This is a genomic window from Streptomyces sp. NPDC050145 (genome assembly GCF_044460245.1).
Lineage (GTDB): Bacteria > Actinomycetota > Actinomycetes > Streptomycetales > Streptomycetaceae > Streptomyces.
This window is the reverse complement of the sequence record NZ_JBITJS010000017.1, coordinates 139,439-156,662: the sequence shown is the minus strand read 5'-3', so window position 1 is coordinate 156,662 and position 17,224 is coordinate 139,439. Positions and strand designations below refer to the sequence as shown.

Sequence of the window (17,224 nt, the reverse complement as noted above, 5' to 3'; positions counted from 1 at the left end):
CCCCGCCCACCACGGCCGACTCCGGCACGTCAGGACGCGTCAGGACGCGTCAGGACGCGTCAGGTACGGAAGTACCAGAACTTCTCACCGGTGTTGTGCTGCGCGAGGATCTCGCTGAGCGGCCTGTTGAGCGTGTCCGTGGTGTGGTAGCTCATCTTCGGCATCCAGTCCGACGTGAAGTCGGTGACCATCATGGTGTGCCCGGGCTGGCCGGGGTCGCTGTAGCCGAAGATCTCGAACTGGACCACGTCCGCGATCCCCAGGCTCGACGGCCCCGACAGCTCGTACACGCGCTTCGACTCATCACGCGCGAAGCGCTGCCAGTTGGGCGCACCGCCCCAGGTGTAGCTGTGCGGCGGCAGCGGCCACGGGGCGCCCGTGTACCACCAGACCGAGTCGCTGCGGTACCAGCCGAGCTCCCGCTCCCAGCCGCCCGCCGCCAGCGCCTGCGAGACGAAGTTGGTGCAGTCGTTCTCGTCGCGGTCGTAGGGGACGTTGTCCTCGGGCTCGGGCTCCGCGTACTTCGTCGCGAAGTCCACCATGGCCGAGTAGTCGTACGACGCCAGCGGACGGGCACCCGTACGGTTCTTCGGCGACGGTTTGCGCGCCGGGTCGGTGATCTTCTTCTCGCCGTCGGCGGCTCCGGCCCTGAGTTCCTTCGCCGCCTTCCGGGCGGCTGTCAGCTCGGCGGGGCCGAGTTTCGACGGTGCGGCCAGGTTCGCCGGGCCGTCGTCTGTGGTGATCCGGGCGAGCTGCCAGGCGTCGCCGGAGCGCGTGAAGGACAGTTCGTGCCGCACGGTGTAGCTGTACGGATCGTCCTGGGCGCCGGCGAAGGTGTACTTCGTGTGTTCCCGCACGCCGATCCGTGCGGTGTCCCCCTCGGTGTGCGGCCGGCCCGTCGCGGTGACGTCGGTGTCCACGGCCGAATAGCGCACTCCTGCGAGCTCGTTGATGCCGCGGAGCTGCTCGCGTGCCTCCATGCGGTCGTCGCGGACCTTCCGGAAGGCGCCGGCGACGTCGAGCCCGGCGGCCTTGCGGGTCGCGTTCGCGGCCGCGCCACCGCCGTCGACCGTGACGGCGTTCTCGCCGGCCAGGTACGTCTGCGCGGCGTCGAGCAGTGCGGATTCCTCTGCGGCCGGTGCGGCGGCGTGCGCCGGTCCGATCGCGAGCAGTGTGGCGGCCAGCCCCGTGACTGCTGCGGCCGCCACGGACCGTCGCACCCCTGTACGGATGATCACTGGTACTCCCCTGTGTCGTGTCTCTTCCCGGCTCGCGGCGCCTGCGGGACGGGAGTTGAGCGACGTACGTCGAGTGGTCTCCGCCGACGCTAGTGGTGCGGAACCGATTTGACACGCCCTCATCAAATGTGGGCTGAAAAGCGCTGGTTGGGAGTTGTGTGACCGTCTGCCCGGAGTGGGCACTGCCGCTGCACCCCTCCTTCACGTACGGAATCCGTCGCTGCGGTGCGGGGTCCGACTCCGATGGTCAAGCCCTGTCAAGCCCTGACTTCACCCGCCTCCGGTTCAGTACGATGACCGGTCCACGGTGGCCGGGGCGAGGGGAACAGGGGCGGCATGGAGATCGAGATTGCGGTGCCGGGTGACGACGGGCACCGGGCTCTGGCCGAGGTGCGAGGGGTTCTCGAGGGGCATCCCGCGATGCGCGGGGTCGTGGTGCGGCCCGCTTTGGCGCGGGGGCCGGCGGACGACGAGCGGCTGCAAGGAGGCATGTCGACCTTCGAGGTCGTCAATGCCGTGCTGTCGCAGGCCTCGGGTTACGGCGGGCTGGCCGTCGCGCTCTACAGCGCCCTGCGCGGCCGACGGGCCGGCGGTGGAAACAGCGGCGGACCCGGAGGCGGAAGCAGCGGTGGAACCGGCGGGCCAGCCTCCTCGACGCTCACGGTGACACGGGCCGGGACCGAGGTGTCCGTGACCGTGCACCGGGACCTCACCCCCGCGGAGATCGAACAACTCCTGCGCTCCCTCGAAGGCCAGGCGGACCGTGACGGCGCGCCGGGCCCCACACCTCCGCTCCCGGGCGCGTGAAGCTGCCGGACCCGGAGGCGTCCCGGGCGGTTCTGATCGGCGCGTACGCGTACCGGCACCTGCCGGATCTCGCCGGTGTGCGGGGCAATGTCGAGGCGTTGCAGGAGTATCTGACCGGGCCGGCCGGGTGGGCGCTGCCCCGCGAGAACTGTCTGGCCCGGCCGCAGCCCGGGGACCCGTGCGTGCTGGCCGACGAGTTGTTCGACGCAGCCGAGGCCGCGACCGACACCCTGTTGATCTACTACGCCGGTCACGGCGACCCCGGCTCGGGCGGCGACGCCGCGGAGCTGCGTCTCGCCATGCACGCGTCCCGCGCCGACCGCCCGGGGCACTGGCTGCGCTACGGCGATGTGCGCGAGGCCGTGCGCCGGTCCCCCGCGCAGCGCCGGATCGTCGTCCTGGACTGCTGCTACGCCGGCCGTGCCATCGACGGGGGCATGTCGGCGGCCGCTGAGGGGCGGGCCGGGCGCGTGCCGGGGCCTCGCCTTTTCGAACTGGCCGACATGGACGGTGCCGTGGTCCTGACCGCCGCGTCGGGTGTGGAGCAGGCGATGTGCCCGCCGGGGTGGGAGTTCAGCGCGTTCACGGGAGCGCTCGTCGACGTCCTGCGCAACGGGGTCACCGGCCCGGTCCCCCACCATCCCGAGGGCCGGCTCGGCGAGGAGTTGCGGCTGCTGGACGTGACGACGGTCCACGCCTGTCTCCGTGAGCGCCTGACGGGGCGTGAGGTGTCGGGTCGTCCGTTGCCGGAGCCGCAGCTCGGCACCCGCAATCAGGGCGGCGCGATCGCGCTCGGGCCCAACCCGGCGTTCACCGGAGGCCCCGCGACGCGGGTACCCGCACCGGCCGTGCCGTCGAATCTCCCGGCGCCGGACCCGGTGTTCATCGGCCGTGGCGAGGACCTGGCCCGCCTGGAGGGCTCCGCGGACGCCGTGCTCGCGGACGGGCGCCCGGCGACGTGGCTGGTGCACGGCATGGGCGGGGTCGGCAAGACGGCGCTGGTCGAGCAGGCCGCGGCGCGGCTGAAGGACCGGTTCCCGGACGGCCGTATCGCGATCAACCTCAACGGGTTCGAGAGCGAGACGGACACCGCGGGCGGCGTCAGACGGGCCGAACCGCTCAGTGCGGAGGGGGCGTTGGAGCGGCTGCTCAGCATCGTCCGGCATCCGGAGATCCCGGCGGATCTGGCGCAGCGTGCGGACGAGTGGCGGGCCTGGCTGTCGGGCCGGCGCGTCCTGCTGGTGCTCGACAACGCGGCCGACGCCCGTACGATCGCTCCTCTGCTGCCCGGGGCGGACGCCCACTGTCTGGTCCTCGTGTCCAGCCGCAGCCAGGATTTCGCCGTCCCGGCGACGCACCGCATCGCCCTGGGCGGCATGGGTGAGAGCACGGCCGTCGCCCTCCTGAAGGCCACCGGCGACCTCCCGGCGGAGGCTGCTCCCGAGGCCGAACTCGCCGAACTCGCCCGGCGCTGCTGCTACCTCCCTGTCGTCCTGCGCACCATCGGGGCCGCTCTGCGCAACAGCTCGCCGGGCAGCATTCTGGCGGCCATGGACGACGACTCCCTGGCCGAGTTCCCGCGCGCCGAGGCGGCGGTCCGCGGCGCTTTCCAGATCTCCTACGACGCGCTGCCGGCCGAGCTCCGTGACGTCCTGCACCACTGCGCCTGGCACCCGGGACGCAGCTACTCCGCCGAAAGCGTCGCGGCCATGATCGGTGTCCCGGAGGGACGGGCCGACACACGGTTGGGGCGTCTCCTCGACGTGCATCTTCTGCAGCGCATCCAGGGCGCGATCACCTTTCACGATCTCTACCTGCCGCTGGCCAGGGCGACCGCCGGGGCCGGCGCGACCGACGGTCAGCGGGAGGCGCGCGGGCGCCTGTACGGGTATCTGCTGGCCCGCGTCTCCGCGGCGCTGCTCGCCCTGTACGGCCCGAGTCCCGAGTGGCTGGCCGCGGCCGGGTCCGCTCGCTTCGAAAGCCCGCAGGCGGCGCTCGGCTGGCTCCGTGACAGGTCCGCCGCGCTGGAGGCGTCGGCGAGCGCGGCCCTGAGCGACGAGTGGGAGGACGCGGGCCGTCTCGCCACCGAGTGCGGCCGGTGGCTGCGTCACGACTTCCGGCACGGTATGTCGGCCGAGCTCGCCCAGCAGGCTCTCGATCTCGCCGACGACACCGGCGACCGCCGGGGCCAGATGTACGCGCTGACCGACCTCGGGCACAGCGACCGCCTCCGCAACCGGTACGCGACAGCCGCCTCGTTCTACCGGCAGGCCCTCGACCTCGTCCGGGGCCCGGACGACCACCGGGTCATGGCACGCGCGCTGTGGGGACTCGCCGACATGCACCGCGTGCAGTCCCAGGACGAATCGGCGGTCGAGCTGTACCGGCAGGCCCTTGAGCTCGCCGAGGAGACCGGCGACCGGCTGGACCAGACGAACGCGCTCACCGGCCTCGCCGACACCCTGTCCGTGCAGGGCCGGGACGATGCCGCGGCCGAGCTCTACCGGCAGGCCCTCGACCTCGCCCGCGCCACCGGCAACCGCCTGGGTCAGACAAACGCGCTCACCGGCCTCGGGAACCGCCACAGAGTCTCGGGCGAGTACGACGTGGCCACCGAACACTTCCGGGAGGCCCTCGGCCTCGCCGTCGAGTCGGGCAACCGCCAGGGCCAGATGCGGGCGCTAGACGGCCTCGCCGACAGCCACCTCTTGCGGAACCAGTACGAGACGGCGGCCGAGCTCTACCAACAAGCCCTCGGCCACGCCAATGACACCAGTGACCGCCACGGTCAGGCGAACGCCCTGTGGGGGCTCGGCCACTGCCACCGCGCACTCGCGGGCCCCGAAGAGGCCGAGCGCTGTTTCCGCGCGGCCCTGGAGCTCTTCGTGAGCTTCGGCGATCACTACTGGGCGGACCAGTGCCGCCTTGAACTCGGCGAGTCGTAGTCGGCGGGCCGTCGACGGGACCGGGCGCGCGGCACCGCCCCTTCAACGGCCCGGCCGAGCACGACCGGACCGCACGTCATGCGTACGGGAGGAACAGCGGTTCAGGCGTCCTTCTTCACCGGCTCCAGGATCGCCACGCACTCCACATGATGCGTCATCGGGAACAGGTCGAACGCCCGCAGCGTCCGCACCTTGTACCCGCCCTCCTTGAAGTACGCGATGTCCCGCGCCAGCGCGGCCGGGTCACAGGCCACGTAGGCGATGCGGCGGGCGCCCAGGGTGGTGAGGTGGGCGACCGTCTTCTTGCCGGCGCCGGCGCGCGGGGGGTCCAGGACGATGAGGTCGACCTCGGTGATGCCGGTGCGGGGCAGGACGGCTTCGACCTTGCCCTGTTCGACGCGGACGCGGTCGAAGGCGGCGAGGTTGTGGCGGGCGTCCTCGACGGCGCGCTTGCCGGACTCGATGCCGAGCACCGCGCCCTTCTCGCCGACGCGGTCCGCGAGCGCGCCCGCGAAGAGGCCGACGCCGCAGTAGAGGTCGAGGGCGGTGTCGCCCTTGCGCGGGAGGAGGCCCTGCATGACGGCCTTCATCAACGTTTCGGCGGCCATGGGGTGGACCTGCCAGAAGCCGCCGCTGCCGACCCGGTAGGTGCGGCTGTCGGCGCGCTCGCGGACGAAGGGGCGGCCGTGGACGCGGTGGATGCCGCCGTCCTTCTCCTCGACCCGCATGACGGAGACCGGCTTGTCGAGCTCGACGATCGGCAGGCGGGCGCCGGGCTTCGGGGTGAGGATGACCTGTCGGTCCTGGGAGCCGCTGGCGGCGATGGCCTCGACCGACTCCATGCCGGTCCAGTCCCGCTGCTCGATGCCCAGCTCGGAGACGCCCTCGGCGGCGATCATGCAGTGCTCGACCGGCTCGACCTCGTGGGAGCGGTGGCGGCGCAGGCCCGCCTTGCCCTCCGGAGTCACGGCGTACTGCACGCGCGTGCGCCACTGCGGCACCTGGCCCGCCGGAAGCTTGTCGCCCTCGGCCGGCATGACCGTGCCGTCCCAGCCGGCCTCCTCGGGGGTCAGGCCCGCGAGGCGCTGCAGCTGCTCGGCGATGACCTCGCCCTTGAGGCGGCGCTGGGCGCCGGGCTTGGCGTGCTGCCAGTCGCAGCCGCCGCAGCGGCCGGGTCCGGCGTACGGGCAGGGGGCCTCGACGCGATCCTTGGAGGCTTCCAGGATCTGTACGGCGTCGGCGCGCAGGAAGCGTGCGCCTTCCTCGCCCTCGGTCACGCGCGCGAGGACGCGCTCGCCGGGCAGGGTGTGGCGCACGAAGAGGACCTGGCCCTCGGCGGTGCGCGCGATGCAGTGGCCGCCGTGCGCGACGGGACCGACCTCGACCTCGTACTCCGTCCCCACCAGTGAGGTCTTCGGTTCTGCCTGCATGGCGGGGCTCCAGTACGTCAAGGGGGTGGCCGCACGGAAGCGGCCGGACAACAGCCCACCAGTCTACGTGGCTGTCGTCCGGCCGCTCACCACACGGCTGCGCCGGCTGTGCGGCTACTTGCCGCTGGGCTCCTTGGGCTGTCGCTTCTCCACCGGTCCGCGGCGCACGGAGCCCGGAGCGTTCCACTCCTGGCGCCTGCGGGCCCGCAGCTTGGCGGCCTCGGAGGACTCCAGCTGGTAGGGCACGGAGGTGACCATGATGCCGGGGGTGAACAGGAGGCGTCCCTTGAGGCGCAGCGCGCTCTGGTTGTGGAGCAGGTGCTCGTACCAGTGGCCCACGACGTACTCGGGGATGATCACGCTGACGGCGTCGCGCGGCGACTCCTTGCGCAGGTTCTTCACGTACTCGATGACGGGCCGGGTGATCTCGCGGTAGGGCGAGTCGAGCACCTTGAGGGGTACGTCGATGCCGCGCCGCTCCCACTCCTCGCGCAGGGCCTTGGTCTCGGCCGGATCAACATTGACGCTCAATGCCTCGAGCGTGTCCGAACGCATCAACTTGGCGTACGCGATCGCGCGCAGCGTCGGGCGGTGGATCTTGGAGACGAGCACGATGGAGTGGACGCGGGAGGGGCGGACGCTGTCGTCGGACGGCGTCTCCGGCGCGGCGATCTCCTCGGCGACCCGGTCGTAGTGCTTGCGGATCGCGGTCATCGTCGCGAAGAAGATGCACATGCCGAGCAGGGCGACCCACGCGCCGTGGGTGAACTTCGTGACCAGGACGACGACGAGGACGAGGCCGGTCAGGAAGCCACCGAAGGCGTTGATCGCGCGGGAGCGGATCATGTGGCGGCGCTTGGCGGTGTCCTTCTCGGTGCGCAGGTGGCGGTTCCAGTGACGGACCATGCCGATCTGGCTGAGCGTGAAGGACACGAACACGCCGACGATGTAGAGCTGGATCAGGCGGGTCGAGTCGGCGCCGTAGATGACGACGAGCATGGCGGCCGCGCCGGCGAGCAGGACGATGCCGTTGGAGAACGCGAGGCGGTCGCCGCGGGTGTGCAGCTGGCGGGGCAGGTAGCGGTCCTGGGCGAGGATCGAGCCGAGGACCGGGAAGCCGTTGTACGCGGTGTTGGCCGCGAGGAACAGCACCAGGGCGGTGGCCGCGGCGAGCACGATGAACAGGAAGCTGCCGTTGCCGAAGACGGCCTCGGCGACCTGGGTGATCACCGGGTCCTGCACATAGCCCGCGCCGACCGGCACCCCGTTCCTGAGCAGGTCGTGCGCCGGGTTCTCGGCCATGCGGACCTTGGTGACCAGGGCGAGGCCGATGATGCCGACGAGCATGGTGATGGCCAGCACGCCCATCAGCGACAGGGTCGTCGCGGCGTTCTTGGACTTGGGCTTGCGGAAGGCCGGGACGCCGTTGGAGACGGCCTCGACACCGGTGAGCGCGGCGCAGCCCGAGGAGAAGGCGCGCAGCAGCAGGAAGACGAGGGCGAAGCCCGCGAGGCCCTGCTCCTCGGCCTTGATGTGGAAGTCGGCGGTGGGTGCGCGCATGGTGTCGCCGAGCACGAGGCCGCGGAAGGCGCCCCACGCGATCATGATGAAGACGCCCGCGACGAAGACGTAGGTGGGGATCGCGAAGAGCGAGCCGGACTCCTTGACGCCGCGCAGGTTCATCAGGGTCAGCAGCAGGATGACCGCGATGGCGCACAGCACCTTGTGCTCGACCACGAACGGGATCGCCGAGCCCAGGTTCTCGATGCCGGAGGTGATGGAGACGGCGACGGTGAGGACGTAGTCCACGAGCAGCGCGCTGGCGACCGTCAGGCCGGCCTTGGGACCGAGGTTGGTGGTGGCGACCTCGTAGTCACCGCCGCCGCTGGGGTACGCGTGCACGTTCTGCCGGTACGACGCCACCACGGTGAACATCACGACCACGACGGCCAGGGCGATCCACGGGCTGAAGTGGTACGCCGAGATGCCCGCGACGGACAGGACGAGCAGGACCTCTCCGGGCGCGTAGGCAACGGAGGACAGGGCGTCGGATGCGAAGACGGGGAGGGCGATGCGCTTCGGCAGGAGCGTTTCTCCAAGCCGGTCACTGCGCAGTGCGCGCCCGATCAGGATCCGTTTGGGCACGTCGGTCAGTTTGGACACGCAGAGGATCGTAAGGGTTCGAACGTGGGGCCGCCCACCCACCACCCCCCAACTCCGCCGGATGCCCGGAATACGGACGGCCCGAGGGGGTTCGGTGCGCGTCCCGCACGCCGTGCGGGGCTCCCGTGGGACCGTGATGATCCAGGAGCCGACGCGGAGGTCGTGTTCGAGCGGACAGCCGATACGGTGGTGCCGAGCGCGAGCCGCGAAATGCCCGCATCGTGCCCGAGAGCCGGCCGCACCGGCCGGACCGAGCCGCGAGAGAGAGACATGAGCAGGACGTTTACCCAGGTCAGTAGGCCTATGAGGAGTGCGTGGTAGGGCCGTGCATATCGTGATCATGGGCTGTGGCCGCGTAGGGTCCCAACTCGCCCAGACTCTGGAACAGCAGGGGCACACGGTCGCCGTCGTGGACCAGGACCCGACGGCCTTCCGCCGTCTGGGCTCCGGTTTCGGCGGCCGCCGCGTCACCGGCGTCGGATTCGACCAGGACACCCTGCGCGAGGCCGGCATCGAGGAGGCGGGCGCCTTCGCCGCCGTCTCCAGCGGTGACAACTCCAACATCATCGCGGCCCGGGTGGCCCGCGAGATGTTCGGAGTGGAGAACGTGGCGGCGCGCATCTACGACCCCCGCCGCGCGGAGGTGTACCAGCGTCTCGGCATCCCGACCGTCGCGACGGTCCGCTGGACCGCCGACCAGATGCTGCGGCGGCTGCTGCCGTCGGGCGCGGAGCCGCTGTGGCGCGACCCCACCGGGGGCGTCCAGCTCGCCGAGGTGCACGCCTCGGACGCCTGGGTGGGGCACAAGATCAGCAGCCTCCAGGACGAGACCGGTGTGCGCGTGGCGTTCCTGACCCGGCTCGGCGAGGCGATCCTGCCGACGTCGCAGACGGTGCTGCAGGAGGGCGATCTCGTGCACGTGATGATGCGCACGGACGACGTCGACAAGGTCGAGGCGGCGTTCGCCGAGGGTCCTGAAGAGGAGGGCGGTCACTGATGAGGGTCGCCATTGCCGGAGCCGGCGCGGTGGGCCGCTCGATCGCGGGCGAACTGCTCGAGAACGGGCACGAGGTCCTGCTGATCGACAAGGCGCCGACCGCCATCTCGGTCGAGCGCGTCCCGCAGGCGGAGTGGCTGCTCGCCGACGCCTGCGAGATCACCTCCCTGGACGAGGCGGCGCTGCAGCGCTGCAACGTGGTCATCGCGGCCACCGGTGACGACAAGGTCAACCTGGTCGTCTCGCTGCTCGCGAAGACCGAGTACGGCGTCCCGCGCGTCGTCGCCCGGGTGAACAACCCGAAGAACGAGTGGCTGTTCAACGAGTCGTGGGGCGTCGACGTCGCGGTGTCCACCCCGCGTCTGATGTCGGCCCTGGTCGAGGAGGCGGTCAGCGTCGGCGACCTGGTGCGCCTGCTCCGCTTCAGCCACGGCGACGCGAACCTGGTGGAGCTGACGCTGCCGCCGGAGTCGGCGCTCGCCGGCACGCGCGTGGGTGACGTCCAGTGGCCGCAGGACACCTCGCTGGTCACGATCATCCGTGGCACGCGGGTCCTGGCGCCGAGCCAGGAGGACTCCCTGGAGGCGGGTGACGAGCTGCTGTTCGTCGCGGCGCAGGCCCGGGAGGAGCAGCTGGAGGATCTGCTGTCGGTGCGGCGCGAGGACGCGTAGCGCCGCCGGACGGACAGGTGAAAGGGGTGAGCCCCGGCGAGCAGTGCTCGCCGGGGCTCACCCCTGTCGCATGTCCGGGACGGGGGCCTCAGGCCTCGCGGCGGTGGCGTGCGCCGCCCTTGCGCTCGGCGGTCTGGGGCTCGCCGAGTCCGGCGGCCTCGGCCTCGGCCTTGCGCGCGGCCTCCGCCTCCTCGGCCGCCTCCATCTCCGCGAACACGTCGATGGGTGCGGGCGCCTTCGCGAGGAAGACCCAGGTCAGCCATACGGCCAGCAGGAACGGCGGGATCTTCAGGGCGACGAGCACCCAGCCGAACTGCGTGGTGTCCGCCCACCAGTAGAGCGGGAAGAGGATCGCGCACTTGGCGAGCAGGATCAGGCCCCAGGCCCAACTGGCCTTCGCGTAGGCCTTCTTGCGGCCGGGGTTACGCGTGCGCCAGGACAGGTTCTCCTTGAACACCGGTCCGAGGATGAGCCCGATGAGCGGCACCCCGCACAGGGTCGTGACCATGTAGGCGAGCGAGAGGCCCAGCGTGTAGAGCATGCCGGGGAGGTAGAAGTCCTTCGCGTTGCCCGTCATCATCGCGAAGGCGACACCGAAGGCGACGCCGAACACCCCGCTGAAGGCGTGCTTGACGGTGTCCCGCATGACCAGGCGCACGACGACAAGCGCCAGGGACACCGCGACGGCCGCGATGGCCGACATGCGCAGGTCCTTGTTGATCGTGAAGATGGTCACGAAGAGGAGGCCGGGGGCGACGGTCTCCACCATGCCCCGCACACCGCCGAAGGCCTCGAAGAGCGCGGCCTCGGTCACCGCCTTGGAGTCGGCGGTCTCGGTATCGGCATCGACTCCGAGTTCACGATCCGTCGGCTTGTCGAGCGACGTCACCGGCTACTCCCGTCCGAGCGGTCTGAGTTCGTACTTCGGGTTGAAGAGCACCCTACGGCCATGGCTCATCGAGACCCGCCCGGAGGCGATGAGCTTGCGGCCCGGCTCGATCCCGACGATCGAGCGGCGGCCCAGCCACACCACGTCCAGAGCGGCCGATCCGTCGAACAACTCCGCCTCGAGAGCCGGGACTCCGGCGCGTGGACGCAGGGTCACCGTGCGCAACGTACCAGTTACGGTGACCATCTGTCGGTCCTGGCAATTGTCGATCCGGGTACAGCCCGTGGTCTGCGAGTCCTCGCGCAGCTCCTCCGACTCCAGGTCCTCCTGGGAGGTGGACAGTCGGTCGAGCATGCGACGGAACCGGCCGGCCGGCTTCTCGGACGCCCTGTCGGAACGGGGAACAGCACTCATGAAAAGAAGCCTACCCGGGCCCGCGGACAGGCGGGAAAGGGCCGCCTGCCGGTGAGACCCACCTCTCCCCCGCCGACGCGACCCGCTTCGAGACCTACTTCTCGAATCGGTATCCCATGCCCGGTTCGGTGATGAAGTGCCGCGGGTGCGAGGGGTCGGTCTCCAGCTTGCGGCGCAACTGCGCCATGTAGACGCGCAGGTAGTTGGTCTCCGTGCCGTAGGAGGGGCCCCACACCTCCTGGAGGAGCTGTTTCTGGCTCACCAGGCGCCCGGTGTTGCGCACGAGCACCTCCAGGAGGTGCCATTCGGTGGGGGTGAGCCGGACGTCGCGTCCGTCGCGGTGGACCTTCTTGGCCGCCATGTCCACCGTGAAGTCCTCGGTCTCGACGATGCCTTCGTCCTCGCCGCCGCCGGTGGGTTCGGCCCGCCGTACGGCCGCGCGCAGCCGGGCGAGGAGTTCGTCCATGCCGAAGGGCTTGGTGACGTAGTCGTCCGCGCCGGCGTCGAGGGCCTCCACCTTCTCGTCGGAGGAGTGCCGTGCGGACAGGACCAGGATGGGGACCCGGGTCCAGCCGCGCAGTCCCTTGATCACCTCGACGCCGTCCATGTCGGGCAGGCCCAGGTCCAGGACGATCACGTCGGGGTGGCGGGCGGCCGCGAGCTGGAGCGCCTGGGCTCCGTCGCCCGCCGCGTCCACCTCGTACTTGCGCGCCTTCAGGTTGATGACGAGGGCGCGGACGATCTGCGGCTCGTCGTCGACCACGAGCACCCGGGTCATGCGTGCCTGCCTCTCTGCGTCGCTGCTCCCGGTGCGGCGGACGCCGCCCGGGGGGTGCGGGGCGCCGCCCGCAGGGTGAGGACCATGGTGAGGCCGCCGCCCGGAGTGTCCTCCGCGGTCAGTGTGCCGCCCATGGCCTCGGCGAACCCGCGCGCCACGGCGAGGCCGAGGCCCACACCGGCGCCGCGCGGAGCGTCACCGTAGCGCTGGAACGGGGCGAAGATGCGGTCCTTGGCCTCGTCCGGGACGCCGGGGCCCCGGTCGACGACGCGCAGCTCCACGCGGTCGCCGAGGGCGCTGGCGGAGACGAGGACGGGTTCGTCGTTCGGGCTGTACTTGACGGCGTTCTCGACGACGTTGGCGACGGCGCGCTCCAGGAGGCCCTTGTCGACGGTCACCATGGGCAGCGTCTCGGGCACGTCCAGTTGCACGCTGACCTCCGGGTCCGGTACGCCGACCAGGGCCATCGGGACCACCTCGTCGAGGTCGATCTCTCGGATCAACGGGTTGATCGTGCCGGTCTGGAGCCTCGACATGTCGAGCAGGTTGCCGACGAGGTGATCGAGACGGTCCGCGCCCTCCTCGATGCCGGCGAGGAGTTCGGCCCGGTCCTCGGGCGACCAGTCGACGTCCTCGGAGCGCAGGGAGGAGACGGACGCCTTGATGCCGGCGAGCGGGGTGCGCAGGTCGTGGCTGACGGCGGCGAGGAGGGCGGTACGGATGCGGTTGCCCTCGGCGAGGGTGCGGGCGCGGTCGGCCTCGGACTGCAGGCGCTGGCGGTCGAGGACGACGGCGGCCTGTGCGGCGAACGCGGCGAGCACGCGCCGGTCCTCGGCGGGCAGCACGCGGCCGGACAGGGCGAGCACCATGTCGTAGCCGCCACCGACGGGCACGTCGACGTCGGCGTCCTCGGGGCGGTCCGGCGGGTGCGGTCCGACGCTTCCGGCGACGGTCCAGGGCTCGGTGTCGCCGGCCCGCTCCATGAGGGCGACGGACTCCATGGCGAAGGTCTCGCGGACCCGCTCCAGGAGAGCCTCGAGGCTGGTCTCACCGCGCAGCACGCTGCCCGCGAGGAAGGACAGGATCTCGGACTCTGCGCGCAGCCGGGAGGCCTGGTGGGTGCGGCGGGCGGCCAGGTCGACCACGGAGGCGACGGACACCGCCACGCCCACGAAGATCGCGATGGCGACGATGTTCTTGGGGTCGGCGACCGTGAACAGGTGTTTGGGCGGGGTGAAGAAGTAGTTCAGGAGCAGGGAGCCGAACGCGGCCGAGGCGAGCGCGGGCAGCAGTCCGCCCACCAGGGCCGCCGCCACCGTCATGGCCAGGAACAGCAGCATGTCGTTGGCGAGGCCGAGGTCGGATTCGACGTGGGTGAGGGCGAGCGCGAGGAGCGCGGGGCCGCCGACGCCGATCAGCCAGCCCCACACGATCCGGGAGCGGCCGAGGCGGGCGCCTCGGGCGACGGGCAGCCCGCGGCCCTTGGCGACCTCTTCGTGGGTGACGATGTGGACGTCGAGGTCGGGGCCGGACTCGCGCGCGACGGTGGCGCCGACGCCGGGACCGAACATGTACTGCCAGGTCTTGCGGCGTGAGGAGCCGAGGACGATCTGGGTGGCGTTCACCCCGCGGGCGAACTCCAGGAGCGCGGCCGGGATGTCGTCGCCGACGACGTGGTGGAAGGTGCCGCCGAGGTCCTCGACGAGGGTGCGCTGGACGGCGAGTTCCTTGGGCGAGGCAGCGGTGAGGCCGTCGCTGCGCGCGATGTAGACGGCGAGGACCTCGCCGCCGGCGCCCTTCTCCGCGAGTCGCGCCGCGCGCCGGATGAGCGTACGGCCCTCGGGGCCGCCGGTGAGGCCGACGACGATGCGCTCGCGGGCCTGCCAGGTGGAGCGGATGTTGTGCTCGCCGCGGTACTCCTGGAGGTACTCGTCCGCGCGGTCGGCGACCCACAGGAGGGCCAGTTCGCGCAGGGCGGTGAGGTTGCCGGGGCGGAAGTAGTTGGACAGGGCGGCGTCGACCTTGTCGGGCCGGTAGATGTTCCCGTGCGCCATTCGGCGGCGCAGCGCCTGGGGCGACATGTCGACGAGTTCGATCTGGTCGGCGCGGCGGACGAACTCGTCGGGGACGGTCTCCTGCTGCCGTACGCCGGTGATGGATTCGACGACGTCGCCGAGTGATTCCAGGTGCTGGATGTTGACGGTCGAGATGACGTCGACGCCGGCCGCGAGCAGCTGCTCGACGTCCTGCCAGCGCTTGGCGTGGCGCGAGCCCGGCACGTTCGTGTGCGCGAGCTCGTCGACGAGGGCGACGGCGGGGGCGCGGCGCAGCACGGCGTCGACGTCCATCTCGGGGAAGACGGCGTCGCGGTAGGTGATCTCCTGGCGCGGGATCCTTTCGAGGCCGTGCAGCATCACCTCGGTGCGGGGCCGGTCGTGGTGCTCGACGAAGGCGACGACGCAGTCGGTGCCGCGCTCGACCCGGCGGTGGGCCTCGGAGAGCATCGCGTAGGTCTTGCCGACGCCCGGTGCGGAACCGAGATAGATCCGGAGCTTGCCGCGTCCCATGGCCTCATCGTCTTCCTGTCACCGCCGCTCGCGGTGTCGCAGAGTCGACCCTACGGCCAGGAATTCTCGCAAAAGGGACGGAGGCCTGGTGAACGGGCCTCTTTGACAGAACCCTGATGCGGTGTGCGCGGCGCGTCGGGGGCGTCAGACGCTTCCGTGCTCGACGATCTCGCCGTCGCTGAGCTCCAGGACGCGGTCGGCGAGGTCGAGGAGCGTGGCGTCGTGCGTGGCGACGAGCGCGGTGACGTTCTCGCTGCGTACGACGGCGCGCAGCAGTTCCATGACGGCGAGACCGGTCTGCGCGTCGAGCTGTCCGGTGGGTTCGTCGGCGATGAGGAGGGCCGGCTTGTTGGCGAGGGCGCGGGCGATGGCGACGCGCTGGCGCTGGCCGCCGGAGAGCTCGCCGGGCCGCTGCTTGGCGTGCCCGTCGAGGCCGACCAGGGAGAGCAGCAGGTCGACTCGCTCCTCGCGCTCGCGCGGGTCGGCGCCGCGCATCCGCAGGGGGATGCCGACGTTCTCGGCGGCGGTGAGGATCGGGATGAGTCCGAAGGACTGGAAGATGAAGCCGATGCGGTCGCGGCGCAGCTCCAGGAGGCCGTTCTCGCCGAGGCCGGAGAGTTCGCGCCCGTCGACGGCGATGCGTCCGCTGTCCGGTTCGTCGAGGCCGCCGACGAGGTTGAGCAGGGTCGTCTTGCCGGATCCGGAGCGTCCCTTGAGGGCGACGAGTTCGCCGCGCGGGATCTCGAAGGAGACGCCGCGCAGGGCGTGCACGGCGGCGGCGCCGGTTCCGTAGGAGCGGTGCAGGTTCTCCACGGCGACCATCGGGCCCTGTGGGTCCTTCTCCAGGACGGTGCCTCTCGCCTCGGCGCTCTCGCTCATCGGTACCGCTCCCCCGTACGTACGTTCCCGGCCGGGCGCCAGTATGGCCGCTGGGCGCCCGGCCGGGCAATGGTCGAGACCAGCGCGGGCCGGTCCTCAGGCGGGGTTCTCCGCGTGGGTGAGGGTCTCCCAGGCGACGAACAGGTTGTTGGAGCCGGCGGGCCGCTGCTGTTCGGTGAGCTTCTGGGTGTTGGTCATGGCGGTGCCGAGGCGGGTGTGGAGGGCGTTGTAGCCGACTTCGGTGACGGGCCCGAGGCCGCGCTTCACGGTGCCGCCGCACAGCCAGCCGGGCGGCGTCTCACCGAGCTCGTAGCGGGACTGGAAGCCGAGTGCCTGGCGCAGCCGCTCGCCGACGTCCGTGCCGTACAGGTCCTGGCCCTGGATGCGGCTGGTCTCGGCGATGTGGGAGATGGACGCAATGCCGTATCCGGTGTGGGTGAAGTCGCGGCAGGTCTCCTGCGTCAACCCGGTCACGAAGGTGGACTGGCCTTGCCAATACTTGACGATCTTCTCCTTGGTGTCGAGATGTTGACTCGGCACCGTCTTGGGCAGTGCACCGTCCGAGGCCAGGTACACGTACGCGGCGGTGCGGGTACGGAAGGTGGCCATCGCCTTGTCGTACGAGGCCTTGTCCTCCAGGAAGACGGAGATGCCGACGGCGGCCTCCGTCATCGTCAGCTCCCAGTTGCCGTTGGAGTTCGAGCCGTTGATCACCTCGGGCAGGTAGACGTCGCGCAGCATGGTCTTGAAGCGGCCCTCGTTCGCCCAGCCGCCGTTGTACGTGTACTTGATGATCTCGGCGGCCTTGGGCCAGGAGGAGCCGGCCCAGCCGGTCTGCAGCGGGGCGTTGCTGTTGGTGTGGTCCTGGATGGTGGCGGACCAGGCGTCCATGAGCGCGATCGACTTCTTCGCGTAGCGCTCGTCGCGGGTGAAGTACCAGGCGAGCGCGTCGGTGTACGCGGCGATGGCGTCCTCGCGCTCGTCCGTGCAGCCGTAGTTGGGGTCGGAGTAGGAGCCGCACTCGACGATCGCCCGGGGCTTGGGCGTGCGGTTCAGGTCGGCGTACTTGCTCGCCTTCATCTGGTCGAAGGCGCTCTTCCAGGGCTGGGCCCCGGCGTCGATCTTGGCCTTGGCGAAGTCCAGCTGCCCCTGGGAGACGGTGACGCCGGGGTGGGCGAACGTGGCGGGGGCGGCCTCGGCGCGGTCGGCGCCGGGCCAGGCGAGGGCTCCGGCGACCAGTGCGGCGACGGCGGCGGAGGTGAGGAGGGAGGCAAGCAGGGTGGTGCGCGGTCTTCCGTGACGAGCCTGCATGCTGGGGGCCATCCGTTCTCGTATGTGAACGTGAGGCGCCAGTGTGAACCATGGCGCTGGCCGGTGACCCTAGGTACGGACCAGCATCCCGTCAAGTACCCGGGAAGGAAGAGCAGTTGAGGGCCCATGGGCACG

13 protein-coding genes are annotated in these 17,224 nt (G+C 71.0%); 4 read left to right on the top strand and 9 right to left on the bottom strand.

Features of this window, described 5'->3' with window-relative positions; translation table 11 throughout:
- Nucleotides 1-59: 59 nt before the first annotated feature.
- The gene (locus tag ACIBTU_RS30380) at nucleotides 60-1,208 is read right to left on the bottom strand and encodes an amidase domain-containing protein (protein ID WP_399129752.1); all 1,149 of its coding nucleotides are present in this window, start codon (nucleotides 1,206-1,208) and stop codon (nucleotides 60-62) included.
- Nucleotides 1,209-1,574: 366 nt separating this feature from the next.
- Here ACIBTU_RS30380 and ACIBTU_RS30375 point away from each other — a divergent pair, with 366 nt between their 5' ends.
- Both ACIBTU_RS30375 and ACIBTU_RS30370 read left to right on the top strand, forming a co-directional pair.
- Nucleotides 1,575-2,045 carry a hypothetical protein gene (locus tag ACIBTU_RS30375; protein WP_399129751.1) on the top strand — a complete coding sequence of 157 codons (471 nt, stop codon included), beginning with the start codon at nucleotides 1,575-1,577 and terminating at the stop codon, nucleotides 2,043-2,045.
- Nucleotides 2,042-4,990 carry a tetratricopeptide repeat protein gene (locus ACIBTU_RS30370; RefSeq protein ID WP_399129750.1) on the top strand — a complete coding sequence of 983 codons (2,949 nt, stop codon included), beginning with the start codon at nucleotides 2,042-2,044 and terminating at the stop codon, nucleotides 4,988-4,990. Before ACIBTU_RS30375 ends, ACIBTU_RS30370 begins: the two co-directional genes overlap by 4 nt.
- 101 nt (nucleotides 4,991-5,091) lie before the next feature.
- On the opposite strand, the gene ACIBTU_RS30365 is transcribed toward ACIBTU_RS30370, so the two are convergent.
- Complete coding sequence (locus ACIBTU_RS30365; protein ID WP_399129748.1) at nucleotides 5,092-6,420, bottom strand: class I SAM-dependent RNA methyltransferase; 1,329 nt, start codon at nucleotides 6,418-6,420, stop codon at nucleotides 5,092-5,094.
- Between the two features lie 114 nt (nucleotides 6,421-6,534).
- Nucleotides 6,535-8,583, bottom strand: a complete 2,049-nt coding sequence (locus tag ACIBTU_RS30360; RefSeq protein ID WP_399129746.1) for an APC family permease — start codon at nucleotides 8,581-8,583, stop codon at nucleotides 6,535-6,537.
- Between the two features lie 325 nt (nucleotides 8,584-8,908).
- Here ACIBTU_RS30360 and ACIBTU_RS30355 point away from each other — a divergent pair, with 325 nt between their 5' ends.
- Both ACIBTU_RS30355 and ACIBTU_RS30350 read left to right on the top strand, forming a co-directional pair.
- A complete protein-coding gene (locus ACIBTU_RS30355) occupies nucleotides 8,909-9,580 on the top strand; it encodes a potassium channel family protein (protein WP_399129744.1) in 672 nt (223 codons plus the stop codon).
- Entirely contained in the window at nucleotides 9,580-10,251 is a 672-nt protein-coding gene (locus ACIBTU_RS30350) for a TrkA family potassium uptake protein (RefSeq protein WP_161301657.1), read from the top strand. The genes ACIBTU_RS30355 and ACIBTU_RS30350 overlap by 1 nt, the downstream gene beginning before the upstream one ends.
- Nucleotides 10,252-10,339: 88 nt before the next feature.
- Here the strand turns inward: ACIBTU_RS30350 and ACIBTU_RS30345 are convergent, their stop codons facing one another.
- The 6 genes from ACIBTU_RS30345 to ACIBTU_RS30320 all read right to left on the bottom strand — a co-directional run bounded on the left by ACIBTU_RS30345 (nucleotide 10,340) and on the right by ACIBTU_RS30320 (nucleotide 17,089).
- The gene (locus ACIBTU_RS30345; protein ID WP_399129743.1) at nucleotides 10,340-11,140 is read right to left on the bottom strand and encodes a DUF3159 domain-containing protein; all 801 of its coding nucleotides are present in this window, start codon (nucleotides 11,138-11,140) and stop codon (nucleotides 10,340-10,342) included.
- Between the two features lie 3 nt (nucleotides 11,141-11,143).
- A complete protein-coding gene (locus ACIBTU_RS30340; RefSeq protein ID WP_399129742.1) occupies nucleotides 11,144-11,554 on the bottom strand; it encodes an OB-fold nucleic acid binding domain-containing protein in 411 nt (136 codons plus the stop codon).
- Between the two features lie 94 nt (nucleotides 11,555-11,648).
- Nucleotides 11,649-12,332, bottom strand: a complete 684-nt coding sequence (locus ACIBTU_RS30335) for a response regulator (protein ID WP_399129740.1) — start codon at nucleotides 12,330-12,332, stop codon at nucleotides 11,649-11,651.
- The gene (locus tag ACIBTU_RS30330; protein WP_399129739.1) at nucleotides 12,329-14,899 is read right to left on the bottom strand and encodes an ATP-binding protein; all 2,571 of its coding nucleotides are present in this window, start codon (nucleotides 14,897-14,899) and stop codon (nucleotides 12,329-12,331) included. Before ACIBTU_RS30330 ends, ACIBTU_RS30335 begins: the two co-directional genes overlap by 4 nt.
- A gap of 144 nt (nucleotides 14,900-15,043) precedes the next feature.
- Nucleotides 15,044-15,778 carry an ABC transporter ATP-binding protein gene (locus ACIBTU_RS30325; protein WP_399129738.1) on the bottom strand — a complete coding sequence of 245 codons (735 nt, stop codon included), beginning with the start codon at nucleotides 15,776-15,778 and terminating at the stop codon, nucleotides 15,044-15,046.
- 96 nt (nucleotides 15,779-15,874) lie between these two features.
- The gene (locus ACIBTU_RS30320) at nucleotides 15,875-17,089 is read right to left on the bottom strand and encodes an alginate lyase family protein (protein ID WP_399129737.1); all 1,215 of its coding nucleotides are present in this window, start codon (nucleotides 17,087-17,089) and stop codon (nucleotides 15,875-15,877) included.
- Nucleotides 17,090-17,224 lie beyond the last annotated feature (135 nt).